The 26,015-nt window shown below is 65.5% G+C and carries 24 protein-coding genes; 12 read left to right on the top strand and 12 right to left on the bottom strand.

All coding sequences use genetic code 11. The annotated features are described in order from the left end of the window. Positions 1-67: 67 nt before the first annotated feature. Positions 68-694: a J domain-containing protein gene (locus FNJ84_RS09065; RefSeq protein WP_143792780.1), complete on the bottom strand. Its 627-nt coding sequence runs from the start codon at positions 692-694 to the stop codon at positions 68-70. 67 nt (positions 695-761) lie between these two features. On the opposite strand from FNJ84_RS09065, the gene FNJ84_RS09060 reads away from it, so the two are divergent. The 5 genes from FNJ84_RS09060 to FNJ84_RS09040 all read left to right on the top strand — a co-directional run bounded on the left by FNJ84_RS09060 (position 762) and on the right by FNJ84_RS09040 (position 6,469). Next, positions 762-1,028 carry a BolA family transcriptional regulator gene (locus FNJ84_RS09060; RefSeq protein WP_185968468.1) on the top strand — a complete coding sequence of 89 codons (267 nt, stop codon included), beginning with the start codon at positions 762-764 and terminating at the stop codon, positions 1,026-1,028. 45 nt (positions 1,029-1,073) lie between these two features. Further along, entirely contained in the window at positions 1,074-2,039 is a 966-nt protein-coding gene (gene glpX, locus FNJ84_RS09055) for a class II fructose-bisphosphatase (RefSeq protein ID WP_143792779.1), read from the top strand. A gap of 67 nt (positions 2,040-2,106) precedes the next feature. Continuing rightward, positions 2,107-3,852 carry a single-stranded-DNA-specific exonuclease RecJ gene (gene recJ / locus FNJ84_RS09050; protein ID WP_143792778.1) on the top strand — a complete coding sequence of 582 codons (1,746 nt, stop codon included), beginning with the start codon at positions 2,107-2,109 and terminating at the stop codon, positions 3,850-3,852. A 125-nt stretch (positions 3,853-3,977) separates the two neighbouring features. After that, positions 3,978-4,670, top strand: a complete 693-nt coding sequence (locus FNJ84_RS09045; RefSeq protein ID WP_143792777.1) for a metal-dependent hydrolase — start codon at positions 3,978-3,980, stop codon at positions 4,668-4,670. Next, positions 4,667-6,469, top strand: a complete 1,803-nt coding sequence (locus FNJ84_RS09040; RefSeq protein WP_255471120.1) for an aminopeptidase P family protein — start codon at positions 4,667-4,669, stop codon at positions 6,467-6,469. Before FNJ84_RS09045 ends, FNJ84_RS09040 begins: the two co-directional genes overlap by 4 nt. Positions 6,470-6,472: 3 nt before the next feature. On the opposite strand, the gene FNJ84_RS09035 is transcribed toward FNJ84_RS09040, so the two are convergent. Continuing rightward, positions 6,473-7,126, bottom strand: a complete 654-nt coding sequence (locus FNJ84_RS09035) for an SDR family oxidoreductase (RefSeq protein ID WP_143793038.1) — start codon at positions 7,124-7,126, stop codon at positions 6,473-6,475. Between the two features lie 102 nt (positions 7,127-7,228). Here FNJ84_RS09035 and FNJ84_RS09030 point away from each other — a divergent pair, with 102 nt between their 5' ends. From FNJ84_RS09030 to FNJ84_RS09020, 3 genes are all read left to right on the top strand, one after another. Next, positions 7,229-7,552, top strand: coding sequence for a helix-turn-helix transcriptional regulator (locus tag FNJ84_RS09030; protein WP_143792776.1), 324 nt, complete (start codon positions 7,229-7,231; stop codon positions 7,550-7,552). Then, positions 7,549-8,025 (top strand): SRPBCC family protein, encoded by a 477-nt coding sequence (locus tag FNJ84_RS09025; RefSeq protein ID WP_143792775.1) that lies wholly within the window; start codon positions 7,549-7,551, stop codon positions 8,023-8,025. The genes FNJ84_RS09030 and FNJ84_RS09025 overlap by 4 nt, the downstream gene beginning before the upstream one ends. Before the next feature lie 149 nt (positions 8,026-8,174). Beyond that, positions 8,175-8,849 (top strand): NAD(P)H-dependent oxidoreductase, encoded by a 675-nt coding sequence (locus FNJ84_RS09020; protein WP_185968467.1) that lies wholly within the window; start codon positions 8,175-8,177, stop codon positions 8,847-8,849. Positions 8,850-8,890: 41 nt separating this feature from the next. Here the strand turns inward: FNJ84_RS09020 and FNJ84_RS09015 are convergent, their stop codons facing one another. The 3 genes from FNJ84_RS09015 to hfq all read right to left on the bottom strand — a co-directional run bounded on the left by FNJ84_RS09015 (position 8,891) and on the right by hfq (position 11,075). Beyond that, positions 8,891-9,322, bottom strand: coding sequence for a glyoxalase superfamily protein (locus FNJ84_RS09015; RefSeq protein WP_143792773.1), 432 nt, complete (start codon positions 9,320-9,322; stop codon positions 8,891-8,893). A 184-nt stretch (positions 9,323-9,506) separates the two neighbouring features. Continuing rightward, complete coding sequence (hflX, locus tag FNJ84_RS09010) at positions 9,507-10,841, bottom strand: GTPase HflX (protein ID WP_143792772.1); 1,335 nt, start codon at positions 10,839-10,841, stop codon at positions 9,507-9,509. Continuing rightward, on the bottom strand, positions 10,842-11,075 hold the full coding sequence (gene hfq, locus FNJ84_RS09005) for an RNA chaperone Hfq (RefSeq protein WP_020949330.1): 234 nt from the start codon (positions 11,073-11,075) through the stop codon (positions 10,842-10,844). A gap of 163 nt (positions 11,076-11,238) precedes the next feature. Here hfq and FNJ84_RS09000 point away from each other — a divergent pair, with 163 nt between their 5' ends. After that, positions 11,239-11,820 (top strand): dTDP-4-dehydrorhamnose 3,5-epimerase family protein, encoded by a 582-nt coding sequence (locus FNJ84_RS09000; protein WP_143792771.1) that lies wholly within the window; start codon positions 11,239-11,241, stop codon positions 11,818-11,820. Positions 11,821-11,822: 2 nt separating this feature from the next. Further along, positions 11,823-12,710, top strand: a complete 888-nt coding sequence (locus FNJ84_RS08995) for a glycosyltransferase family 2 protein (RefSeq protein ID WP_143792770.1) — start codon at positions 11,823-11,825, stop codon at positions 12,708-12,710. Positions 12,711-12,716: 6 nt separating this feature from the next. Here FNJ84_RS08995 and FNJ84_RS08990 read toward each other — a convergent pair whose 3' ends face one another. The 7 genes from FNJ84_RS08990 to dusB form a co-directional block, all read right to left on the bottom strand. Then, entirely contained in the window at positions 12,717-14,291 is a 1,575-nt protein-coding gene (locus FNJ84_RS08990; RefSeq protein ID WP_370454591.1) for a potassium transporter TrkG, read from the bottom strand. Positions 14,292-14,364: 73 nt separating this feature from the next. Further along, on the bottom strand, positions 14,365-15,741 hold the full coding sequence (trkA, locus tag FNJ84_RS08985) for a Trk system potassium transporter TrkA (RefSeq protein ID WP_143792768.1): 1,377 nt from the start codon (positions 15,739-15,741) through the stop codon (positions 14,365-14,367). A gap of 581 nt (positions 15,742-16,322) precedes the next feature. Then, the gene (locus tag FNJ84_RS08980; RefSeq protein WP_143792767.1) at positions 16,323-17,714 is read right to left on the bottom strand and encodes a sigma-54 dependent transcriptional regulator; all 1,392 of its coding nucleotides are present in this window, start codon (positions 17,712-17,714) and stop codon (positions 16,323-16,325) included. Beyond that, positions 17,711-19,975: an ATP-binding protein gene (locus tag FNJ84_RS08975; RefSeq protein WP_370454590.1), complete on the bottom strand. Its 2,265-nt coding sequence runs from the start codon at positions 19,973-19,975 to the stop codon at positions 17,711-17,713. Before FNJ84_RS08975 ends, FNJ84_RS08980 begins: the two co-directional genes overlap by 4 nt. Positions 19,976-20,047: 72 nt before the next feature. Further along, complete coding sequence (locus FNJ84_RS08970) at positions 20,048-21,544, bottom strand: sigma-54 dependent transcriptional regulator (RefSeq protein WP_143792766.1); 1,497 nt, start codon at positions 21,542-21,544, stop codon at positions 20,048-20,050. A 17-nt stretch (positions 21,545-21,561) separates the two neighbouring features. Next, positions 21,562-22,677 carry a nitrogen regulation protein NR(II) gene (locus FNJ84_RS08965; RefSeq protein WP_143792765.1) on the bottom strand — a complete coding sequence of 372 codons (1,116 nt, stop codon included), beginning with the start codon at positions 22,675-22,677 and terminating at the stop codon, positions 21,562-21,564. Next, positions 22,674-23,693 carry a tRNA dihydrouridine synthase DusB gene (gene dusB, locus FNJ84_RS08960; protein ID WP_143792764.1) on the bottom strand — a complete coding sequence of 340 codons (1,020 nt, stop codon included), beginning with the start codon at positions 23,691-23,693 and terminating at the stop codon, positions 22,674-22,676. The genes FNJ84_RS08965 and dusB overlap by 4 nt, the downstream gene beginning before the upstream one ends. Before the next feature lie 227 nt (positions 23,694-23,920). Between dusB and FNJ84_RS08955 the strand changes: the two genes are divergently transcribed. Both FNJ84_RS08955 and FNJ84_RS08950 read left to right on the top strand, forming a co-directional pair. Continuing rightward, positions 23,921-25,303 (top strand): L-serine ammonia-lyase, encoded by a 1,383-nt coding sequence (locus FNJ84_RS08955; protein ID WP_143792763.1) that lies wholly within the window; start codon positions 23,921-23,923, stop codon positions 25,301-25,303. Positions 25,304-25,428: 125 nt separating this feature from the next. Beyond that, a complete protein-coding gene (locus tag FNJ84_RS08950; protein ID WP_143792762.1) occupies positions 25,429-25,968 on the top strand; it encodes a COG3650 family protein in 540 nt (179 codons plus the stop codon). The last annotated feature ends 47 nt before the right edge of the window (positions 25,969-26,015 follow it).

The raw sequence follows: 26,015 nt of genomic DNA, 5'->3' as shown, positions 1-26,015 counted from the left end.
GAAATGGTCAGGCTGCGATTGCGCGCAAAGGCATCACGTGCCGCAAAACCTGCGTCAGTCGGCGCGCTTATTCCTTGAAATGGCGGCTGTCCTTGACCTGATCCCAGGCCCAGACGACCTCGGCCAGACGGTCCTCATCGGACCGATCGCCGCCATTCATGTCAGGATGCAGAACCTTGACCAAGGATTTGTATTGCTTCCTGATTTCCGTCCTGGACCAATTGTCCTTGGCTTCCAGAATCTCCAGCGCCTTGCGCTCGGTCGGGGGCAGCTTGCGGCTGGCCTTGGCGCGGGCCTCGGGGCTGGTGCCGTTGGCGCCCAGGATCTCCATCGGGTCGCTGACGCCATGTCGCGCCCATTTCAGTTCCTCGGCGGCCTTGCCAAAGGGCTTGGTGGGGCGTTCCCAGACCGTCGCATTGTCCAGAAACTCCTGGAACTCGGCCTCGGACTGGCCCTGGAAATAATTCCAGTTCAAATTGTATTCCCGGACGTGATCCTTGCAGAACCAGTAATAGTCCTCAAGGTTTCGCGGGCTTTTGGGCGCGCGGTATTTGCCGGCCTCTTCGCAGCCCTCTTTATCGCAAATGCGGGTCGAGGTCTCGAAGGCGCCGGACATGCCGCGACGGCCCTTGGCCCGGCGCTTTTTGTCTTTCGCGGCCGAGATATCGAAATCGAACGGGTCGTTCTTGGTCATGCTTCTGCACCTATGCGACTCGGGAAAGGCAGTTTAGGGTTTTTCGCGGGACATGAAAGGGGGCGATATGGCCGAACAGCGACTGATCGCGGATGAAATGACGGAACGGCTGGCCGAACTGGCCCCGCTTGCGCTGGAGGTCATCGACGAAAGCGAAAGCCACCGCGGTCATGCCGGCTACCGGGATGGCGGGCAAAGCCACTTCCGCATCCGCATGACCAGCCCGGCCTTTGCCGGCCTGACCCGGTTGCAGCGTCATCGGCTGGTTCATGCCACGCTTGGCGATATCGTGCCCCGCATTCATGCCCTGGCACTGGAGCTTGAAGCCGCCTGATCCCTTCCCTAGAAGTCAGGCAACCCAAATCCAAAAGGATAGATGATGACCGCCCGCAAGGATTTCAACGACCGCATGCTGTCTTTGGGCCTGGCCCGTGTGTCCGAGGCCGCCGCCCATGCCTCGGCCCGGCTGATCGGCCGAGGTGACGAAAAGGCCGCCGACCAGGCCGCCGTCAACGCCATGCGCGAACAGCTGAACATGCTGGACATCAAGGGCGTGGTCGTCATCGGCGAGGGCGAGCGGGACGAGGCGCCAATGCTGTATATCGGCGAAGAGGTCGGCTCGGGCAGCGGCCCCGAGGTCGATATCGCGCTGGACCCGCTGGAAGGTACGACCCTGACCGCCAAGGACATGCCGAACGCCCTGACAGTGATCGCCATGGCCCCGCGTGGCACATTGCTGCATGCGCCGGATGTCTACATGGACAAGCTGGCGATCGGGCCGGGCTATGCAAAGGATGTCGTCAGCCTGGACATGTCCCCTGCCGAACGGGTGCAGGCGCTGGCCCGCGCGCGCGGCGTCAAGGGCAGCGATATCACCGTCTGCATCCTGGAGCGCCCCCGCCACGAAGAGATGATCGCCGAGGTGCGCGAGACCGGCGCGGCGATTCGCCTGATCACCGATGGCGACGTGGCCGGTGTGATCCATACCGCCGAGGCCGAACTGACCGGTATCGACATGTATATGGGTTCGGGTGGTGCCCCCGAGGGCGTGCTGGCCGCCAGCGCGCTGAAATGCATGGGCGGGCAGATGTGGGGCCGGCTTCTGTTTCGCAATGACGACGAACGCGGCCGTGCCCGCAAGGCCGGTATCACCGACCTGAACCGCGTCTATACGCGCGACGAGATGGTCACCGCCGATGTGATCTTTGCCGCAACCGGCGTCACCAACGGTTCGATCGTCGCCGGGGTCAAGCGCGAACCGCATTACCTGCAAACCGAGACGATCCTGATGCGCTCAAAGACGGGTTCGGTGCGGCGGATGATCTATCGCAACCCGATCCGGTAGGGCGATGGGGGCTTTGCCCCCGTCCCTGCGGGACTCCCCCAGGATATTTGGACACGGCTGATAGGGCATGGCGGCATTTCTCGGGGTTGAGCATTCACTGACCGGCCGACGCTGGGCCGGTCCCGGCGCCGCGGCCGAGCGGCTGGCCGAGGGATTGGCACAGGCCGCGAGGCTGCCCCTGCCGGTGGCGCGCGTTCTGGCCGAACGCGGGGTCGAGGCAGCCGATGTCGGCGGTTTTCTGACGCCCAAGCTGCGCGACCTGATGCCCGACCCGCTATCCCTGCGTGACATGCAGGTGGCGGCGGAACGGCTGGTGATGGCGGCCATGGCCGGGCAGCGGATTGCGGTCTTTGCCGATTATGACGTGGATGGCGGGGCATCGGCGGCGCTGCTGGTCTGGTGGCTCCGCGCGCTTGGGAAACCTGATCCGACGATCTATGTGCCGGATCGCATTGACGAGGGCTATGGCCCCAATCCTCAGGCCATCGGGATGTTGGCAGAAGGCCATGACCTGATTGTCTGTGTGGATTGCGGCACGCTGTCGCATGAGGCCCTGGCGGCTGCGGAAGATCGGGCCGATGTGATCGTCCTGGATCACCACCAGGGGGGCGAAACGCTGCCACCGGCGCTGGCCGTGGTGAACCCCAACCGTGCCGACGAGGATGGCGCCCTTGGCCATCTTTGCGCCGCTGGCGTGGTCTTTCTGACATTGGTGCAGGCTGGACGCGCGCTGCGTGGCCAGGGGCAGTCTGAACCGCCGCTGATGGGGCTGACCGATCTGGTGGCATTGGCCACGGTTGCCGATGTTGCACCGCTGATCGGCGTGAACCGCGCCTTTGTCCGCACCGGCCTTGCCGTGATGGCCCGGCGCGAACGCCCCGGCATCGTCGCCCTGTCTGACGCGGCGCGGCTGGACGGTGCGCCCAACGCCTTCCATCTGGGTTTCCTGCTGGGTCCGCGCATCAATGCCGGCGGTCGTGTCGGTCGTGCCGATCTGGGCCTGCGCTGCCTGATCAGCCGCGAGCCTGCCGAGGCGACCCGCCTGGCCGCCGAACTGGACGAGTTGAACCGCGACCGCCGGGCGATCGAAGCCGCCGTGCGAGACGAGGCGCTGGCCCAGGTCGAGGCGCGCGGCGCCACCGGCCTGTCCTGGGCGGCAGGCGACGGCTGGCATCCCGGCGTCGTTGGCATCGTGGCGGCACGGGTGAAAGAAGCGACGGGCCTGCCCTCGGTGGTAATCGGCATCGAGCATGGCATCGGCAAGGGCAGCGCCCGCAGCGTTCCCGGCGTTGACCTTGGCCACGCCGTCCAACGCCTTGCGCGCGAGGGCCTGTTGCTGAAAGGCGGCGGGCATGCCATGGCCGCCGGACTGACCGTGGCCGCCGATGCCGTCGAACCCGCCATGGCTCGGCTGGCCGAGCTGCTGGCCCGCGATCTTGACGCGCGCACCAGCATCCACGATCTGCGCATTTCCGGCCTGATCGAGCCTTCGGGCGCCACTATCGAGATGTTCCGTCAGCTAGAGGATGCCGGTCCCTTCGGGCAGGCCGCCCCGGCGCCACGCTTTGCCTTTGCCGACATGCTGATCGACAGCGCCGCATCCATGGGCGACAACCACCTGCGGCTGGATTTCCGCAGCCCCGGCATCACCCCGATGCAGGCCGTGGCCTGGGGCGCGATGAATACCGCGCTTGGCCCCGCGCTGCTGGGCGCCAAAGGCCGCCGCTTTCACCTTGCCGGCCGGCTGGAGCTGAGCACATGGGGGGGCCGCGAACGACTGCGGCTGCGGTTGGATGACGCGGCGCCGGCCTGACGGCTCTATCATCCGGGCACAAATATCCCGCAGGGGGTGCGGGGGCGGCGAACGCCCCCGCTGCCGCCGCTGGCCCTTCGAGACGCGGCCGGCTAACCTGCCCCAAACCCGGCAAGGAGATTCCCATGAAACTGACCTGGCTCGGCCATTCCGGCTTTCGGCTTCAGATCGAGGATGCAGTGATCCTGATCGACCCCTGGCTTTCGGGAAATCCGGTCTTTCCCGAACCCCGCCGGGCCGAGGCGCTGGCCGGGGCCACACATATCCTGTTGACCCATGGTCATGGCGACCATACCGGCGACGCGCTGGCCATCGCCAGGGATCAGGGGATTCCGATCGTCGGGATCTATGACCTGATCAGCAGCTGGGTGACACATCAGGATGTCGAGGGCATCGGCTTCAACAAGGGTGGCACGGTCGATCTGGCCGGTGCCAGGGTCACCATGGTCAATGCCAGCCATTCCTCGTCCTTGCAGGGCAATGAGGGCCCGGTCTATGCGGGCCATGAATCGGGCTATATGATCGCGGGCGAGGGTCATGTGATCTATGTCAGCGGCGATACCGACATCATGGCCGATATGGGCTGGATGGGGGAATACCATCAGCCCGATATCGGCATTCTCTGTGCGGGCGGGCATTTCACCATGGACATGGCGCGGGCGTCCTGGGCGGCAAAGAAATACTTCAACTTCAAGACCGTGATTCCCTGCCATTACAAGACCTTCCCGCTGCTGGAACAATCCGCGCAGCCGATGATCGACGCGCTGCCCGGCGTGAATGTGCTGACGCCCGAGGTCATGGAAACGGTGACATTGTGAGCGCCTTCCAGCAATTCGAGGATGAAGGCGCAGCCGGCGATCACGCGGCCCGGCTGGTGGCGCTGCGGCGGCAGATGGCCGAAACCGGGCTGGATGCCTTTGTCGTGCCCCGTGCCGATGCCCATCAGGGCGAGTATGTCGCCGATTCCGATGCGCGGCTGCGCTGGCTGACCGGCTTCACCGGCAGCGCCGGCTTTGCCATTGCCACGGCCGACAAGGGCGGGCTGTTCGTCGATGGTCGGTACAAGGTGCAGGCCCGTGCGCAGGTCGATCCTGCGCTGTTTGCCGTGGTCGACTGGCCTGCGACGCGGCCCGCCGACTGGCTGCGAAAGGCATTGCCCGATGGCGGCACCCTGGGTTTCGACCCCTGGCTGCATACCCGGCGCGAGATCGAGACCCTGCGAAAAGGCCTGAAGGGCAGCGGCATCGCCTTGCTGGCAACGGACTATAACCCGCTGGATGCGGTCTGGACCGACCGTCCGGCCCCACCTGTGGGCGCCGCGCGCATCCATGCCGATGCCACCGCCGGCGAGGTGGCCAAGGCCAAACGTGAACGCATCGCCGCCGAACTGGCCTCGTCCGGCCAGAAATCCGCGCTGCTGACCCTACCCGATTCGATTTCCTGGCTGCTGAACATCCGGGGCAGCGACCTGCCCCGCAATCCCGTTGTGCAAAGCTTTGCCATCCTGTCCGATGACGGACATCTCGCGCTGTTTGCCGAGCCGGCGAAATTCGACGATGCCCTGCGCGCCCATCTGGGCAACAGTGTCAGCATTCAGCCCCCCGACCGGCTGATTGATGCGCTGCAAGCCATCGACGGGCCGGTGCGGGTCGATCCGGGCTCGGCCCCGGAAGCGGCCTTCCTGCAACTGGAACTGTGCGGCACCACAATTGCGCAGGCCACCGATCCGGTCATCCTGCCCAAGGCGATGAAGAACGATGCCGAACTGGCCGGCATGCGTGCCGCGCATCGCCGCGATGCCGTGGCGATGGTGCATCTGCTTGCCTGGCTGGATGCTCGCGGCCCGGAAGGGCTGACCGAAATCGACGTGGTCGAGAAACTGGAAGGTTTCCGTCGCGATCAGGGCATTCTGGATATCAGCTTTGACACCATCGCAGGCGTCGGGCCGAATGCCGCCCTGCCCCATTACCGGGTCAACCGCGCCAGCAACCGCCCGCTGGTCGAGGGCGACATCCTGCTGGTCGATTCCGGCGGGCAATATGGCGATGGCACCACCGACATTACCCGCACCATCGCAATCGGCCGGGCGCGACCCGATGCGATTGGCCCGAACACGGCTGTGCTGCGCGGAATGATCGCCCTGACCCGCGCGCGCTTTCCCAAGGGCGTGGCCGGCGCGCATCTGGACGCGCTGGCGCGACAGTTCCTGTGGGCAGAGGGGCTGGATTTCGACCATGGCACCGGCCACGGGGTTGGTGCGGCGCTGTGTGTGCATGAAGGCCCCGCGCGGATCAGCCGGATCAGTGACATCCCCTTGCAGGCGGGCATGATCCTGTCGAACGAGCCGGGCTATTACCGCGAGGGTGCCTTTGGCATCCGCATCGAAAATCTGGTGATCGTCCAGCCGGTCCACGCGGAACCGGGGCGAGAGATGCTGGGTTTCGAAACCCTGACCCTGTGCCCCATCGACCGGCGGCTGATCGACGTCGACCGGCTGTCATCCGATGAGATCAACTGGCTGGATGACTATCACGCCCGCGTCCGCCACGAGATTGCGCCGCTGGTGACGGGCGATGCCCATGACTGGCTGATCCGCCAGACGCAACCGCTGGACTAGGCGCTACAGCGCCGCGAGGATCCGCAGGGCCTCGTCCCGGCAAGGGGTCAGCGCGGCGCGATCCTCGCCCGGATGGAACCGGGCGCGGGTCGCGGTCGGCATCGGCGCGGGCTGGGCGATGACCACACGGGGACCGATGCTGGCGGTTTCCGCCTGCCAGCTGCGGGCCAGCGCAATCTGGGCTGCCTTGGTCGCGCCATAGCTGCCAAAGAACTTCTGCCCGCCCAGGGCGTCGTCAAAGAACAGCGCCGTTCCCTGTCGGGCCAGCAGCAGCGGCTCGATCAGACCGATCAGGCCACGGGTCGCGTTCAGATTGATCTCGACCGATTTGGCCCAGTCTTTCGCGTCGATATGGGGTGCCGGCGTCAGCGGCGCGGCATGGATTGCGCTATGCGCCCAAAGATCCAGCCCGCCCCATCGCTGCTGGACCGAGGCTGCCAGTTGAACCATGGCTTCGGGCACCGTCACATCCATCGGCGCCAGCGTGGCGCTGCCGCCTGCGGCACGGATGCGGTCGTCCAACTCTTCCAGCGCGCCGGTGGTCCGGGCGACGGCAAGGATATGCCAGCCCGAGGCGGCAAGCGCCTCGGCCAAGGCCGCGCCCAACCCGCGCGAGGCGCCGGTGATCAGGGCGATTTTCTGCGTGTTCTCGGTCATGCCGGCCTCTTGCCATCGGGCGCGGGCGGCGGCAAGCGCCGAATGGTTAGCCATTCAGGAAACCATCTTGACAGGGCTGCGTTCCGGCGATTACTTAGCCACATGGCTAATCTTGACCGAATCTTTCACGCCCTGTCTGACCCGACGCGCCGCGCGGTGATTGAACGGCTGCGCGATGGCGGGGCCTCGGTCAGCGAACTCGCCCAGCCCTTCGACATGGCGCTGCCCAGTTTCCTGAAACATCTGGGCGTGCTGGAACGCGCGGGCCTGATTGAAAGCGACAAGCAGGGCCGCACCCGGCACTGCCATCTGGCCGATGGCGCACTTGTGCCGGTCTCGGCCTGGATGGCGGATCAGCGCGCGCTGTGGGAAGGGCGAACCGACAGATTGGCCGCCTTTGTTGAGCAAAAGGATGCAAATCCATGAAATCCAAGACCACAATCGACGGGAATGATCTGATCATCACCCGCCACATCGCCGCCTCGCCCGAGGCGATCTGGGACGCCGTGACCAATGCCGAAAAGCTGAAGCAATGGTTCGCCCCCCGACCCTGGCAGATCACCGATGCGGTGGTCGAACCGCGCCCCGGCGGCCGGTTCATGATCGTCATGGTCGGCCCTGATGGCGAGAACGAGGATTGCGGCCCCTCGGAAGGCTGCGTGATCGAGGCCGAGGCCCCCAGGCGGCTGGTCTGGACCGATGCCATGGCCGGCGGCTATCGCCCCAACCAGACGCCCTTCATGACCGCGATCCTGACGCTGGAGGTCAGCGATGGCGGCACTCAATACACCGCCCGCGTGCTGCACCGCACCGAAGAGGACCGGATAAAGCACGAGGAAATGGGCTTTGCGGAAGGCTGGGGCACGGTGATTGAACAGCTTGCCGAGATGCTGGAATAAGGAACCCAAGCGGGTTGTGACACGAAACCGATCCCTGCCGGATGCCGGCACTGTGGTCTTTTCGGTCCATATCAGTATGGTGCGCCCCGAAACTGTTAGTCCCGAACCGGCCGGTCCGCTGGCCGGTTCCCGATTTGAAGGTCGCCACGATGAAAGCCCTGCTGGTCACCAGCCACCCGGTCGGCGAAAGCCTTAGCCGCCATCTTACGGTCCAGACCCTGATCGCCACCGGCGCGGCCGGCAATGACGTCGACTTTCTGGATCTTCATACCGAGGATTTCGACCCGCGCCTGTCCGAGGATGAACGCCGCGCCTATTACGACCCGCAGGCCGAGATCGAAGATGAAAATCTGGCGCAGATGACCGAGCAACTGCGCCAGACCGAATTGCTGATCCTGATCTTTCCAACCTGGTGGTCGGGCTTTCCGGCAATTCTGAAAGGCTGGTTCGACCGCGTCTGGCGGCCCGGCATTGCCTTTGATCACAGCCCCGACGGCGGGCGGCTGATCCCCAGGCTGGACAATCTGAAACATGTGATCGCAATCACCTCGACAGGCTCGCCCATGTGGATCGACCGGCTGGTGATGCGCCAACCCTTGCGGCGGGTGCTGCACCGGGCGATCATCGCCCCCTGCGCGCCCAAGGCCCGGCTGCACTGGATGGTGTTGCATCAGGCCGAGACGGTCCCCGCCGCCCGCGTCGACGGCTTTGTCACCCGCATTCGGGATCTGGTCGACCGCCTTGCGCAGGAGGAAAAAGAGCTGGCCCAGAAAGAGAAAGAAAAAGAGCTCGCTCAGCAACAGAAAGAAAAAGGGGCGCCGTAAAAGCGCCCCTGCTTCTGTCTTTTACCAGGTGGTTATCCTGATCAGGCGGCTTCCAGCACCAGATGGGGCTGTCCATCCGAGGTGCGGCTGATGCTGCGACCGCTGGTGTTGACCGTGGCGTTCACCCGCTTGCGCGGCGCCTCGAACAGGTCCGAGCGGGACACATCGACCGGCGCGTCGAAATGGATCGTCAGCGCGTGGTGGTTGCGCCCGCGTTCGCTGGCCGCGACGACCCGCCCGGTAAAGGGCTGGCCCAGATAGCGCCCGCGAACCGGACCGCCGAATTGCCACAGGGGCGCGGCGTCGACCGCCTCGGCGGCTGCATGGGCGGTGTTCCAGTCGCGCGCGCCATGGCTTTGCGCGACCAGTTCCAGCGCCTGCGAATGGGTCACCGGGCTGCCGGCGCGATCCAATGCCGCACGAAGATTTTTCGCCTGAGATTTCAAAGCGTTCAGATCATGGTTGATGGCCATGTTACAGTTCCTTCAAGCAATCATGCCGTATATGGGCGGGGCTCACATTGCCGCCGTCGGACATGTTGCCGAAAGCGGAAGAATTTCAGGACTTCACCAAAGGCAAATGCCATGTGAGCGGCCGGGGCCTGAACCCGAGAACGGGGATATGGTGGGCCTGCGTCCCCCCGTCAAGAGGGCGCGATCAGCTGCGGGATTCGTCCAAGGCCTCGAACCCGGCGCGTTGCCGGTCGGTCCAGCGCAAATGCAGCAGCAGCCCGTCATCGGTGGTTTCTTCGCGCTCGACCACGCCGGCCTCATGCAGCCAGGCGCGGCGCCGGCCATCGCTGAAGGGCAGCGTCACCTGCGCCTCGTGGCGCGGCTCGTCCAGCGCCTCGGCCAGATGGGCGTCGATGGCCGAGATCAGATCGTCCAGCCCCTCGCCGGTCAGGGCGCTGACGGCCTGCACCCCCTCGGTGCGCGAATCGGTGCGACGCAGGGCGGCGCGGGTTTCCGCCGACAGGGCGTCGATCTTGTTCCAGACCTCGATCAGGGCCACGTCGTCATCGACGCCCAGCCCTTCAAGGATCTCGGCCACATCGGCGGCCTGTTCCTCGGTTTCGGGGTGGCTGATGTCGCGCACATGCAGGATCAGATCGGCCTCCAGCACCTCTTCCAGCGTGGCGCGGAAGGCGGCGACCAGTTCATGCGGCAGATCGCTGATGAAACCCACCGTATCGGACAGGATGATCTTGCGCCCGCCCCCGGCCCCGCCGCCGGCATCGGGCAGCCGAATCGCGCGCATGGTCGGGTCCAGCGTGGCGAACAGCATGTCCTTTGCCATGACCTCGGCCCCGGTCAGGCGGTTGAACAGCGTGGATTTTCCGGCGTTGGTATAGCCCACCAACGCGACGATCGGATAGGGCACCTTGGCGCGTGCGGCGCGGTGCAGGGTGCGGGTTTTCACTACCCGTTCCAATTGCCGGCGCAAGCGGGTCATCTGTTCGTCAATGGCGCGGCGGTCAGCCTCGATCTGGGTTTCGCCGGGGCCACCCACAAATCCCAGCCCGCCCCGCTGACGTTCAAGGTGGGTCCAGGCGCGCACCAACCGCGTGCGCTGATAGGACAGCGCGGCAAGTTCCACCTGCAACACACCCTCGCGCGTGCGGGCGCGATCGGCAAAAATCTCTAGGATCAGGCCGGTCCGGTCCAGAAGTTTGACGTCCCAGTCCTTTTCCAGATTGCGTTGCTGCACAGGGCTGACCGGGCCGTCGATCAGCACCAGATCAACCTCGCCATCGGCCAGACGTTCCTTGATCTCGGCCAGTTTTCCCTTGCCGAACAGGCGGCCCGGATCGGGCTTGCGCAACCGCACCACCTCGGCACCCACGATTTCGGTGCCGGGAAGCGCATGGGCCAGGGCCACCGCCTCGGCCAGCGCATGTTCGGGTTCACGGCGCTGCATGCGGGCAGCGCCGATATCAGGATGGATCACATAGGCGCGTGTCGGCCGTGCCTCGGTCGAGGTGGGTTCGGCCAATCAATCCTCGCCTTCATACAGGCTGATCGGCTGGCCCGGCATGATCGTGCTGATGGCATGCTTATAGACCAGCTGCGACTGGCCATCGCGGCGCAAAAGCACGCAGAAATTGTCGAACCAGGTGATCACGCCCTGCAATTTGACGCCATTGATCAGGAATATCGTGACCGGCACCTTGGCCTTGCGGACGTGGTTAAGGAACGCGTCCTGAAGGTTCTGCTTATCGCCAGCCATTTGGTGTCAGCCTGCCTGCTAAAGTTGATCGACATCCAAGGTTTAGGGGCTGATCCGCGCGCATGCAAGTTACTTGACATCAACAGGAAGCAGACAAAAGCTGACTGATGCACTGCAGCTGCTGTTATTCCGGCACACGCCCCGATTTCAACATGAGGCCTCGATGGTAATTCGCTACCAGGGTAAGGAAATTCCCCCCGATCATGTGCTATGCGAAACGCTTGGCGCCGCGCAGGCGGATCAGCAGACGACAACGGATGACGGTTCTGCGACGCTGACGCCCCGGATCGAGGGCGCGACCCGGCGCGCCAGCCCCACCCATGTGGACGAACGCGGCCGCCTGTTCGAGGTCTATTCGCGCGACTGGTTTCCCGACGATGAACCGGTCGAGCATGTCTATGTCACGACGCTGCGGCCCGGCATCGTCAAGGGCTGGGGGCTGCATGAACGCCATGTCGACCGCTATTTCCTGATCTCGGGCGAGATGCAGGTGGTGCTGTATGACGTGCGCCCCGACAGCCCCAGCTGTGGTAAGCTGTCGGTGATCACCCTCGGCCCGGAGAATCGTCAGTTGCTGCGGATCCCCGCCTATGTCTGGCATGCCGACGTGAACATCGGTGAAACCGAGGCTGTGCTGCTGAACATGCCGACGATGATTTACGACTATCGCAACCCCGACAAGCATCGCCTGCCGCCTGACACGCCGCTCATCCCCTATGATTTCGGCGGACGACCGGGCTGGTAGGGATGGCAACCACTGCGCCAGCCGACGGCCCGCTTTTCTCGGTCCTGCTGCCCACCCATGACAGCCCCGACACGCTGGGGTTGTCCATCGCCAGCGTGCTGGCCCAGACCCGGACCGATTTCGAGTTGCTGGTGGTGGGCGATGGCTGCACCGGCCCCGAGGCAGATATCGTTCAGGGCTTCGGCGATCCACGCATCCGCTGGTTCGACCTGCCCAAGGCGCCGGGCTTTGGCTATGCCAATCGCAATATCGCCCTGCGGCAGGCGCGCGGTCAGCTGATTGCCATGGCAGCCGATGACGACCTGATGCTGCCCGGCCACCTGTGCGGCATGGCGGCCGAGTTCACCAACCCCGAGGTGCAATGGGCCTATTGCCGGCCGCTCTGGGTGACGGGTGACGGGCTGATCCTGCCCGCCTATGCCAATCTGCGCCTGACCCATGCGCGGCAGAATTTCATGGGCCATTTCAACATGATCCCATCCGGCTGCGTGGTCCATCGGCGCAGTTGCCTGGACGAGGTCGCCTTTTGGCCCGAGAATATTCTGAAATCCGGTGACTGGCATTTGTGGCGCCAGATGATCCAGCACTACGGCCCTGCCAGCATCCGTTTCAACAGCCGGCCGACGCAGCTGCATTTCCGCGCCCGCTGGCGTGACGAAACGGATGAGTTCTGGCCTCGTTTCCTGGTGCATCTGCGGGCCGTGGCGCTGGCCGGACCGGGCTGGTACCCGCCCTTGCGGATCGAGCCGGCCGGGGGGCGCAGCTTTCAGGCGCAGTTCTGGCATGAATTGCAGTCATCCCCGAACCGGGCCGAGCGGATTGCCCAGGCGGTGCAATCCTTTCAGGATCAGCTGGCCTGGCAGGCAACCCAGGCCCATCTGTTCAACTGACAGCCCTCAGCGCCGCCAGAAATCGGGCGTGAACAGCGCCAGGATCGCCAGCGTTTCCAGCCGCCCCACGATCATCGCGCCGGCCAGAATCGCCTTGTTGTAATTCGACAGGCCGGACCACCCGTCCCACGGGGCCGAGGCGGCGCCGGCGGTCCCCTCGAAAGCGGGCGTCAGCGGGATGGCGCCAGCCAGCGGGCCGGTATTGGTCAGCGCCGCGATGGACAGGATCGTTGCGGTCTCGAACTCGACCTGCTGGATCGAGACAAGGATGACGACGACCGCGATGGATATGGCAAACAGCATGAAGAAAATGAAGGCCAGATAGGCGCCCTCGCGCCGCAGACGCCGCGCCATGCGCCCGCCCCCGCCGATCGAGCGCGGATGAATGATCCGCTCCATCTCGCGTTCGCCATGGCGGGCCAGCGCATAGACGCGCAGCAGCTTGACCCCGCCCGCCGTGGTCGCGACGCCGCCGCCGAACATGGCCAGCCCGGCCAGCATCAGGCCCGGCGAGGTCAGCCCCGACCAGGTGCGGGCGCCCTGCCAGTCGACGCTGTTCCAGCCGGTCGTGGTCAGATAGCTGAGCCCGTTGAACAGCCCGCCCCAGGCGGCTGCGGCGCCCTTGCCGATGGCATCGAAGGGGCCGGCCGGATCCACCGGGCCGCCAGTATTGGCCACCTCGATCGCGCCGATGAAATGGCGGGCGAACAGCAGCGCCGCCACCAGAAACACCACCCCTGCGGCAAGCCGCAATTCGGGGTCATCAACGATCCGCTCGGTCGCGCGCAATTCCCCGCCGCCCGGCCAGAACCGCCGCGACAGGGCCAGGATCAGAAACAGGAAGATCACCATCTCGCCCAGCACGCCCGAACCCTCGGTCGTTGCGCCGACGACCGGCGAAATGCCCGAGGTGGCCAACGTTCCCATCGCCCGGCACAGCGCGATCAGCGAACTGTCCCCCAGCAGCAGCAGCAGCACCCACAGCACCAGCGTCAGCCCGACATAGACCGGCGCCACCGCCTGCAAGGCCCGCAGCACGCGATAGGCCGGGTCGACCAGTTCGGTCTGAAAAGCCGGGCTGGACAGATGCGACGGCACCTCCAGCGCGTCGGCCGATCTGGGCAGCCGTTCGAAATATTCGCGCCGGCCATAGGGCGATGACATCAGCTCGAACCCGCCAACACGCAGCGGCGCAAGGACGGCGATGGCCGCGACCAGCATGAACAGCCCCCCCATCCAACCGACCATCGCCCGCCACAGATGCAAAGGAGGCGCCAGCAGATCGGCGGAATAAAGCGAAGCCCCGGTGGTCGTCAGCGACGAGACCATTTCCCACCAGGCGTTGAACAGCCCCGTATCGGGCAGGCTTTCGGCCAGCGGCACCGCCAGCATCACCGGCAGAACCGTCATCGTCGCCACCATGGTCAGCAGCATCGACCGCGCCCTTTGCCCGGCCGGGTTGGCGGCGGTGGCGATGCCGATCATGCCGGTCAGCACCAGAAACAGCAGCCCCGAGTAAAAGAAATGCCGTGCGATGGCGTCATGATCGGTGACCGAGGCATAGCCGGCCGGCACCATCATCGCCAGGGCACCAATCCCGGCAAGGATGACGATCAGCGGCAGGCGGATCAGAACCGACACGGGGCGCGCAACCTCAGAAAAAGTCGATCGAGACCTGCAACAGGCGCTCGACCTCGGGGACATCGGCACTCAGCGCGAAGATCAGGACAAGATCGCCCTCTTCGATGCGCATGTCTGCGGTGGGCTTCAGCACCTTTTCGCCTTTCTGGACAGCGCCGATCAACACGCCCTCGGGAAATTCGATATCGCGGATCGCCCGGCCGGAAATGGGCGAGGTCGACAGCACCTGCGCCTCGATCACCTCGGCCTCGGCATCGCCGATGGAATAGATGTCGCGCACGCGGCCATGTCGGATATGGCGCAGGATGGTGGAAACCGTGGTGGCGCGCGGGTTGATATAGGCGTCGATGTCCAGCGCCCCCATCAGGGGCACCAGCGTCGGGTCGTTGATCAGCGCGATGGCCAGTTTCGCGCCGGCCTGCTTGGCACGGACAGAGACGAGGATATTGGTCTTGTCGTCATCGGTCACGGCCAGCACCGCATCGGCGCGCGGCACGGCGGCCTCTTCCAGCAACTCGGCCGACAGCCCGTCGCCGTTCAGCACGATGGTGCGTTCCAGCGCATCGGCGGCCATCTCGGCGCGGCTGCGGTCGCGTTCGATCAGCTTGGCGCGGATCCGATCGGGCCGGGCTTCCAGCGCGCGGGCCACCGACAGCCCGACATTGCCGGCACCGACCACGACGACCCGTTCCTGCTTGGCCGTGGGCTTGCCAAAGATTTCCAGCGCGCGATCCACATCATCGACATGGGCAAAGACATAGATCTGATCATGGGCGAACAGCTGATCGCCCGGTTCCGGTGCAAAAAGCCGGCCGTCGCGGCGAACGCCGGCGACGATGGCACGCAGGCTGGAAAAGATTTCGTTCAGCTGTCGCAGCGGGGTGTTCAGGGCGGGGCAGTCTTCTTCCAGTGCAATGCCCAGCAGATGCACCTTGTCGCCCATGAAGGTCTCGGCATCAAAGGTCGAGGGCGCCGAAAGGCGCTGCATCGCGGCCTGCGCCACCTCGCGCTCGGGGCTGATGACCACGTCGATGGGCAGGTGATCGGTGCGGTAAAGATCGGAATAGATCGCGTCCAGATAGGCGCTGGAGCGGAGGCGGGCGATCTTGCGCGGCACCTGAAAGACCGAATGGGCAACCTGGCAGGTCACCATGTTCACCTCGTCCGAATAGGTCGCGGCGATGATCAGATCGGCATCGCGGGCCCCGGCGCGATCCAGCACATCAGGATGGCTGGCAAAGCCGGTGACGCCCTGCACGTCCAGCGCATCGGTGGCGCGGCGGATCAACTCGGCATTGTTGTCGATGACCGTCACATCGTTCCGCTCGCCCGACAGATGCCGCGCGATCTGCCAGCCAACCTGGCCCGCCCCGCAGATGATGATCTTCATTCCAGCCCGCCCAATTTCGGTTCCAGACCAGCAGCATTAGGCAAGATGGGCAGGATGGGCAATCGCCTCGATCCGCTCGGCATGGGCCGATCCCCGCAGCCTTGTCTTTCCAGCAATTTGCACAATGCGCAATTATCCTGTTATTTCAATGCAATCGAGGGAGCCAGACTTGAATGTGCGGCTTCTTTGCGCTATTGTCATGAAGTCTGAGAATTTGCAGCGTTTCGCAATTGCGATATGGCCGCGCTGTTAAGATGCTGACTTGGGACGATCCGGCCGGGACCACCCCCCGGCTTCAGCGCAGACAGTGGCCATCCTGAGACTGACAAGGCGGTTGGTCTTGGACGAACGCTGTATGTCCTGGGTACTGGCGTTCGCCCAATGTCACCGCCAACCGAAAGTGAGGATCACGCCGATCGCTTCCTGATCCGGGCCAACGTCGTCTGGCCTTTGTCACGGCAGCCTTCGGATGGTGCCATGCCCACGCATGGGGCCTTCGCGTTCGGAACGAGTCGTGTCTTTCGCAACCGGCCGCAGGGTCCACTCTCCCGGCGGCCGGTTGCAGCATTTCTGGTTCGGGGTCATTTCCCCAAAATCATCTCATCCTCGACCCGCACGCCGCCGACGACGCCAAGCGATTTCAGCTTGCGGTGCAGGGCGCTGCGTTCCATGCCGACGAATTGCGCGGTGCGGCTGATATTGCCGCCGAAACGGTTGATCTGGGCCAGCAGATATTCGCGTTCGAACAGCTCGCGCGCCTCGCGCAGCGCCAAAGCCGTGATCTGCGGGCCGAGGCTCAGCGCCTCGCCATTGTCGGGGGTGGCGCCCTGGGGTTCCAGTTCGGCCGGCTGGATCGGGCCGGTATCCTCGGCCAGGATCAGCACCCGCTCGATCACGTTGCGCAGCTGGCGGATATTGCCGGGCCAGCGCATCGACTGCAACGCCGCCACCGTCTCATCAGGCAACACGCGCGGGGTCAGGCCCTGATCGCGGTTGAATTCGTCAATGAAATGCTCGGCAAGCAGCTGGATGTCCTCGCGCCGCTCGGCCAGCGAGGGCACGACGACGGGCACCACATTCAGCCGGTCATACAACTCCTGCCGGAACCGGCCGGCGGCGATCTCGGTCCCCAGATCGCGGTTGGTCGAGCTGATGACCCGCAGATCGACCCGCACCTTGTCTGCGCCGCCCGATCGGCTGAACTGCTGTTCGGTCAGCACCCGCAGAATCTTGGGCTGCGTGCCCAGGGGCATATCCGAGACCTCGTCGAAATAGATCACCCCGCCATGGGCCTGTTCCAGCAAACCCGGCTCGATCCCCCTTTCGGGCGTTTCGCGGCCGAACAGGACCTCTTCCATGCGCTCGGGTTCGATCGTGGCGCAGGATACGGTGACGAAAGGCGCCTTGGCGCGCGGGCTGTTGGCATGGATGAAGCGCGCGGCCAGTTCCTTGCCGGCCCCCGGCTCGCCCGTCAGCATCACCCGGCCATTGGACTTGGCGACCTTTTCCAGATTGTCGCGCAGCCGCTTGAAGGCGGCGGAATTGCCCAGCATCTCGGCAGGCTTGGTGTCGCCGCGCTTCAGGCTGGTGTTTTCGTGCCTCAGCCGGCTGGTTTCCATCGCCCGGTTGATGACCACCATCAGCTGATCAATGTTGAACGGCTTTTCGATGAAGTCATAGGCGCCCTGCCGGATCGCGGCGACTGCGATCTCGATATTGCCATGGCCGGATATGATGATCACCGGCACATCCGGGTTGTTGCGCTTGACCTGTTTCAGGATGTCGATCCCGTCCATCCGGCTGTCCTTCAGCCAGATATCCAGGATCATCAGCGCCGGTTCCGCATCATTCAGCGCAGCCACCGCCTCGTCCGAGTTCGCGGCCACCCGTGTCTGGAAACCTTCGTCCTTCAGAATATCCGCGATCAGCTCGCGGATGTCTCGTTCGTCATCGACGATCAAGATGTCGCTCATATCGCCCCCGTCTGCTCTTTGTCATGTTTGTGCCGCCTTGCGGCCAGCCGGACCGGCTGACGTTCCCGCGGCAATCTGATTGTGGCCATGGCCCCTTCATGGCCAGGCGCGTCGGTCAAGGACAGGCTGCCGCCATGTTCCTCGATGATCTTCTTGACGATCGGCAGCCCCAGCCCCGTGCCATGCGCCTTCAGCGTGACATAGGGTTCGAACAACCGCGTCCGATCGGCCGGCAGGCCAGTGCCATTGTCGATGATGCGGATCTCGACCGCGTCGGGCTGGGCAATCATCCGCACATCGACCTGCGGATGCCAGTCGGCAGGGTTGTTTTCTGCCTTTTCGTCAATTGCTTCGCCTGCATTCTTCAGAAGATTGGTGAAAGCCTGGCTGAGCATGCCGGCGTCGCAATCCACGATCACCGGCTGGTCGGGGATATCGGCAAGCAGCGCGCCTTTCACCGCGTCCTGCTGGATCAGCACGGCATCGCGCAACAGCCGCGCCAGATCGACCTCGGCGCGGTCAGGCTCGGGCATGCGGGCGAAACGGCTGAACTCGTCCACGATCCGGCGCAGATCGCCCGTCTGGCGGATGATCACGTCGACATATTGGTCCAGACTGGCCTTGTCCTCGTCACGGGCCAGCGGCATGAACTTGCGCCGCAGCCGTTCCGCCGACAGCTGGATCGGCGTCAGCGGGTTCTTGATTTCATGCGCCACGCGGCGGGCCACGTCGCCCCAGGCCGCCATGCGTTGCGCGCTGACCAGTTCGGTCACATCGTCAAAGGCCACGACATAGCCTTCCAACCCGCCATCGGTGGCACGGCGCACGGCCATGCGCACCAACAGGCTTTCGACCCGGCCCTCGCGGTTCAGCCGCACCTCGTCCTGCACCGCCTCGACCACCGATCCGGTCAGCCGGTCAAACAGCGGCGCGAATTCCGGCACCGCCTCGGACAACAGCGCGTCGATATCACGCGCCGCATCCAACCCCAGCAGGCGCGTGGCCGAGCGGTTCAGAAAGTCGATCTCGCCCGCCGGGTCCAGTCCGATCACGCCCGAGGTGACCGAGGACAGGACATTGTCGAACAACCGCCGCTGTTCATCGCTGGAGCGATAGCTTTCCACCAACTCCTCGCGCTGCGCCTTCAGCTGGCGCGTCATGCGGTTGAAGCTTTCGCCAAGGGTCTGGATCTCGTCCCCGGTATCGGGTTCGGGCACCTGCACGTCCAGATCGCCGCGCCCCACCGCCTCGCTGGCCTGCGCAAGCTGTCCGATGGGCCGCGACAGCCGGCTGGCAAACCACAGGCCCAGCCAGATAGCCCCCGCCACCATCAACAGCGCAAAGCCCAGATAAACCAGCGAAAATTCCAGCAGCACCCGGCCGCGCGTCTGTTCCAGCTGCTGATAGTCGCCAACCGTCTGGCGGGTGTCATCCAGCAGCCCCAGAAGCGAGCCATCGACATCGCGGGTGACGTAAAGATAGCGGTCGGCCAATGGCGACAACTTGACCAGCGCGCGAAATTCGTTGTTCTGCCAATCCTCGATCAGCACCACGCCTTCCGCGCTGGCCTGATCGAACTGGCCGGCACCAGGGGCCTCGTACCAGAACAGATAGGACCGCTCGCCCCGTGCCCTGATCGCGCCTGCACCGTCGATCACATAGGCCTCGCGCAGGCCGCGCTGGATCAGCCCCTGCCCCTGCACCAGCAATTCGCGCAGCATCGCGTCCTCGATCAGCGGATCGTTGCGCGCGGCCTGGGTCAGCACGCGGGCCAGCGCATTGGCGTCCTCGGTCAGATCACGGCGATGTTCGTCCTGATAGGCCACGGCTGCCGCCTGCGAGGTGGTGACCACCTGCTGCACCCGGTCCGAGAACCAGCCTTCAAGCCCGATATTCACCAGCAGACCGGCAAACAGCGCCACCAGCACCGTCGGCACAAGCGCGATGACGGCAAAGACCCCGACCAGCCGCATATGCAGCCGCGATCCGGCCGCCGAGGCCCGCCGCGCCGCCACCATCCGCGCCAGCCGCATGACCACCAAGCCGGTCAGCGCGATCATGCAGACCACGTCCAGCAGCAGCACCAGCCGCAAGGCCCAGTTCGGCGTCGCCGGCCCGAACGGCCCCAGCACCAGCAGCGTCGCCACGGCCAGAACAACACCCAGCCCAAGCAGCATGGCCATCGCCATGCCCTCTAGCTGCCGGCTGTCACCCAGCCGGATCAATCGGTTTCGAATTGCGCCGCTCGCCGCCCCTGCCATCGCCATCCCAACGCCGTCTTACGCGGCTGTTGTTGCAAAGCCGTGACTCTGCCACGGCTATCTGTGGCTGTTTTACATCAGTTTGCGGCGCCGTGTCACCTCGATATTCAGATCGGTCAGCTTTTTGCGCAGGGTATTGCGATTTATTCCCAGCAAATCGGCACAACGCAGCTGATTTCCGCCGGTCGCGTCCAGCGCAATTTCCAACAGCGGCTTTTCCACTTCGCGAAGGATGCGGTCATACAGGCCCGGCGGGGGCAGTTGATCGCCATGAAGATCGAAATAGCGTTGCAGATGCGCCTCGACCGAATCCGCCAGAGGTGTATCAGCACCGGTCGCAGCCGGGGTCACGCGCGCGGGCCGCTCGGCCATGGGCGGGACGGACATCCGCGTGACAGCCGGTCGCGTCGCCGGTTCGGCGCCAGCGGTCTGGGCCAATGCCTCGCGTGCCTCGGCCGCGGCAATCTGGGGGCCAGAGGCGGTCAGGGCCAGCCGGCGCATGGCGTTTTCCAGCTCGCGCACATTGCCGGGGAAAGGGTGGCTGCGGATCAGCGCGGCCGCCTCGTCGGTCAGGCCCCGGTCAGGCAGCCCCTGCGAGGCCGCGCGCGCCAGCAGATGCCGGGCCAGCGGCACGATATCCTCGATCCGGGCGCGCAGCGGCGGCACCGTCATCGTCACCCCGGCCAGCCGGTAATACAGATCGGCGCGCAACCGCCCCGCGGCCAGATCGGCCTGGGGATCGGGGCCCATGGTCGAGATCAGCCGTGGCGCCCGGCCCGGTTGCGGATCGGCCTCGATGGTCTCGATCAGGCCCAGCAACCGGGCCTGCGCGGCGGCATCGAACCCTGCGGGGTTCTCGATGATGACCGAGCCGCCCACGGCCTGCGTCTCGATCCGCGTCAGCGCGGCATCCATCGGGTCCGCCGCATTCAGCACCACGATGCCATGGTCCTTGCGGTCCGACAGGTCGTGGAAGCTGCGGGCAATCATCGACTTGCCGACACCGGCCTCGCCCGCGATGACCACCGGCAGATCCGCGTTCAACACCCGCGCCACCATCCGAAACAGCGCCTGCATGGCCGGCGCGTGACCGATCAGCGGCATCGCCGGATCGGCCGAGGGCGCCGCACCGGCCGCAGGCTCTGCCCCCCCTGCCACGACCGAAGGCAGGGCAGGCCCGCCGGACGGCTCGCCGGCCCTTCGCGGACGACGGGACAAGGCCTGCCCGGCCTTGCCCATCAGATCGGGCAGATCAAAGGGCTTGGGCAGGTATTCAAAGGCCTCGGCCTCGGTCGCACGAATGGCGGTGACAATGGTATTCTGGGCCGAGATCACGATGACCGGCAGGTCAGGCCGCGCCTTGCGGATGGCAGGGATACGGTCGATGCCATTGCCGTCGGGCATCATCACATCGGTGATGACCAGATCGCCGCGCCCCTCGTCGACCCATTTCGACAGCTGCGCCAGCGAGCCGGTCGCATGAACCCGGCAGCCGGCGCGCGTCAGGGCCTGGGTCAGCACTGTGCGGATGGTGCGGTCGTCATCGGCGATCAGAACGGTTCCATCCATGATTTCAGTCCTTGAAACTATGCCTTGGGCAATGAAATGCGGAAAATCGTGCGGCCGGGCCGGCTTTCTGCGCGGATCCAGGCCCCGTGATCGGTGATAATCTTGCTGACCAGCGCCAGCCCCAGGCCGGTGCCGTTCTCGCGGCCCGATACGAAGGGTTCGAAGATCTGATCTGCAATCGCCTCGGGCAGTCCCGGCCCGTCATCCTCGATCTCGATTTGCAGGGGCAGCGGCCGGCCGGTCGGCTCTGCATCGGTCGGCGGCTGGCGCATGGTGTGGTCGTAATGAGTGCGCAGCCGGATGGTGCCGCCGCGCCGCGACAGGGCCTCGGCCGCGTTCTTGACCAGGTTCAGACAGACCTGCATCAGCTGGTCGGGATCGGCCAGCGCCGAGGGCAGCGAGGGGTCATATTCGGTCAGGATCCGCAGCCCCTTTGCGAACCCCACCTTGGCCGAGCGGCGCACCTGTTCCAGCACGTCATGGACATTGACCGGCCCCAGCTTTGGCCCGCTGGTGTCGCCAAAGCGTTCGACCTGATCCAGCAGCGCCACGATCCGGCGCGATTCGCTGACGATCATCTCGGCCATCTCGCGATCCTCGGGCGCGGCGTTCATGGCCATCAGCTGCGCCGCGCCGCGAATGCCGGCCAGCGGGTTCTTGATCTCATGGGCCAGCATCTCGGCCATGCCGATGGCGCTGCGGGCTGCGGTGCGCACGGCGCGGGTCTGGCCCATGCGGTCGTCGGTCTCGCTTGGCACGATCAGCAGCGACAGACCATCGGGCAGATCAGGCGCGGGGCCGGCATGCAGGGTGGCATAGCGCGCCTCGTGCCGTCCGGCGCGGTCTCCGATACGAAAGCAGACATGCGGCTGAAACAGCGATTCGTCGCCGCGCACCACACGCGCGGCCATGGGGGCAATCGACGGCTCGATCCGCAGGCGCGCCGCCATATCCTCGCCCTCAAGCAACTTGCCAAGGGTCGATTTGCGCGACAGGTTCAGCCAGATCTCGGCCGCTTCATTCAGCGCGGCGACCCGGCCCTTGCCATCCAGCACCAGCGCCGGCAGCGGCAGCCCCATCCAGCCGGTGCCGGGATCGGCAGGAATGAAATCGGGGGGCGGCAGGCAGGTCATGCAGCCCGCCCCTTCCTGCCGTCATCGCCGGGCGCATCCGCAAAACAGTCGCGGATCACCGCCAGCGTGGCCGCAGGCGTGGCCGCGCGCATCAGCAGATCGCGGCCCGGCGCCTGGTTCGCCTCGGCATACCAGCCCAGATGCTTGCGCGCGACGCGCAGGCCCAGTTCAACCCCGTAAAGCGACAGGATGTCGTCATAGTGATCGGCCACCGCATCGGCCAGCCCGGCGCCGCGCGGAATCGCCGGCGCCGGTGTGCCCCACAACTGATGCGCGATCTGCGCCAGCCGCCAGGGCGCGCCCTGCGCCCCACGCCCGACCATCACCGCATCCGCCCCCGATCGCGCCAGTGCGGCCTGCGCGGTTTCGGCATCGACCACATCGCCATTGGCGACCAGAGGCGGCCTGCCCGGCAGGTTGGCCACCGCCCGGATCGCCGCCCAATCTGCGCTGCCCTTGTAGAATTGCGCCCGCGTGCGGCCATGGACGGTCAGCATCCGCACCCCCGCATCCGCCGCGCGCCGCGCCAGATCGGCGGCATTCAGACAGGTCTCGTCCCAGCCAAGCCGCATCTTCAGCGTCACCGGCAGATCGACCGCGCCCACGACCGCATCGACCAGTCCAAGTGCGTGATCCAGATCGCGCATCAGCGCCGCGCCCGACAGACCGCCCGTCACCTTCTTGGCGGGGCAGCCCATGTTGATGTCGATGATCCGCGCGCCCATACCCGCGACGATGCGCGCGGTTTCGGCCATGGCACCGGCCTCGCGTCCGGCGATCTGCACGCTGACGGGCAGCGCGCCCTCGGTCAGGGCCTTGGCGCGAACGGCGGCGCGGGTCGAGGGGCGCGGCGTCACCATTTCGGTCGAGGCGACCATCTCGCTGACCATCAGCCCCGCGCCAAAGCGCGCCACCGCGCGGCGGAACGGCAGGTCGGTGATCCCGGCCATGGGCGCCAGAAAGACCGGCGGCCCAAGCCGCAGGTCACCGACAGAAATGGGGTCTGGCAAAGTCATGGCTTTCCTTCGCTCGCTTCGCTGTTCCACCGCAAGACGAGCGCGATCTTCGCCCCACAGGCAAAAGGCTCATGCCGCAGCATTGTTCAATTTTCAATCATCATGCCTTAAATTTAGGCAGATCCGAAACGTCACTTTCGTCGCAGCACCTGTCCGTGCCGTCGCTTTCCGGCTGGCAGGCGGGCCGGGCTGGCATGTAGACAGTGGAATGGCAAAGGAGAAGAGCGATGTTTCTGTCCGTATTCGACCTGTTCAAGATCGGCGTCGGGCCGTCATCCTCGCACACGATGGGGCCGATGGTTGCCGGGTCCCGCTTTTTGCAGGCGCTGCGCGAGCAGCCCTTTCGCGCCCATGGGCTAAGGGCCAGCCTGCACGGCAGCCTTGCCTTTACCGGCAAGGGCCACGCCACCGACCGCGCCACCATTCTGGGCCTGGCCGGCTTTGTCCCCGAAACCATGGATGCCGAGGCAGCCGAAGCCGCGCTGGCCAGCAATCGCGAAACCCGGCTGCTGACGCCCGAGGGCCTGCCTCCGCTGCATTTCGACCCCGAGACGGATCTGCGTTTCGACTATGACAACGCCCTGCCCGGCCATGCAAATGGCATGACCCTGTCGGCCACGGACAGCCAGGGCGACGTGATCTTTCATCAGGTCTATTACTCGGTCGGTGGCGGTTTCGTGCTGACCGAGGAAGAACTGGCCCGCAAGGGCGACGAGGATCGCAGCGATGCCAGCAGCAAGGTGCCCCATCCCTTTGCCAGCGCGGCCGAGATGCTGGCCATGGCGCAGGCCTCGGGCAAGTCCATCGCCCGGATGAAGCACGAGAATGAGCGGGTCTTTCGCAGCGAGGCGCAGATCGACCAGGGATTGCGGCGCATCTGGCAGGTCATGCGCGACTGCATGGATCGCGGGCTTGGCACGGGCGGGCACCTGCCCGGCGGGCTGAATGTGCGCCGCCGCGCGCAGGGGATCCACGAAAAGCTGATGGCGGAACGCGGCATGAACCTGACCGCGCCCCATGTCATCAATGACTGGATGTCGACCTATGCCATGGCCGTGAACGAGGAAAACGCCGCCGGCGGTCAGGTTGTCACCTCGCCCACCAACGGGGCCGCCGGGGTGCTGCCCGCCGTGGTGCGTTATTGGCTGGACCATGTCCCCGGCGCGTCCGAGCGCGATCTGCCCGAATTTCTGCTGACCGCCTCGGCCGTTGGCGGGCTGATCAAGCATAACGCCAGCATCTCTGGTGCCGAATGCGGCTGCCAGGCCGAGGTTGGCAGCGCCAGCGCCATGGCAGCCGCCGGTCTGGCCGCCGTGCTGGGCGGCACGCCCGAGCAGGTGGAAAACGCCGCCGAAATCGCGCTGGAACATCATCTGGGCATGACATGCGACCCGGTGCGCGGGCTGGTGCAGGTCCCCTGTATCGAGCGCAACGGCCTGGGCGCCATCAAGGCCGTCAGCGCCGCCAGTCTGGCCCTGCGCGGCGATGGTCAGCATCTGGTGCCGCTGGACGCCGCCATTGAAACGATGCGCCAGACCGGCCGCGACATGAGCGAGAAATACAAGGAAACCTCGCTTGGCGGGCTGGCCGTCAATGTGCCGAACTGCTGAATAGCGGCCAAAAGCCCGGCTTTGCCAGCGGCGCTTTGCCGGCTCGGCGTGGTTGGCCTTGCCCCGGACTGCCGCATTTTGCTATCGCTTGGCCGACAGTGATCCCAAGCCCAAAGGCACGACATATGAAATTGCGCCTCGCCGCTCTCGCGGCCCTGCCCCTGGCCCTTGCCGCCTGTGACGAAGCCGCAATGAGCGATCTGCGCAACGGCCTTGGCATGACCCCTCCGGCCGAAGAACAGCCCGAAGGCCCCAAAGGCCCCCCCGCCGTCTCGCCCCTGGATCAGGCCATCGAGATCGCCGGCGCCGATCAGGTGCTTTCGGCCACGGCCAATTCCGAGACGTTGAATACAGTAGCCTTCGTCGCGCGTGGCAACGAACCCTTCTGGACGGTCGAGGCATCCGGCGACCGCGCGCTTTACAAGACGCCCGAGAACCAGGCAGGCCGCGCCGTCACCGTGCGCCGCATCACCTTTGCCCAGGGGGTCGAGTTCGTCGGCACGTTGAACGGCAGCCCCTTCGCGCTGACGGTCCGGGGCACGGATTGCGTCGATGACATGTCGGGCGAGAAATTCCCGATGACCGCGACGCTGAAAATCGGCAGCCGGATGAACAACGGCTGCGCCGCGCCGGCCGCCGCCGCCGATCCCGCCGCGCAGGGCTGATCCGGGCTGTTGCCCAATCGACGCGGGCATTCGCCTATCTGACCCGG

It is taken from the genome of Paracoccus sp. M683, from assembly GCF_007096355.1.
Classification (GTDB): Bacteria; Pseudomonadota; Alphaproteobacteria; order Rhodobacterales; family Rhodobacteraceae; genus Paracoccus.
Note: the sequence above shows the minus strand (reverse complement) of the source record. Positions and strands in the feature narration are given on the sequence as shown.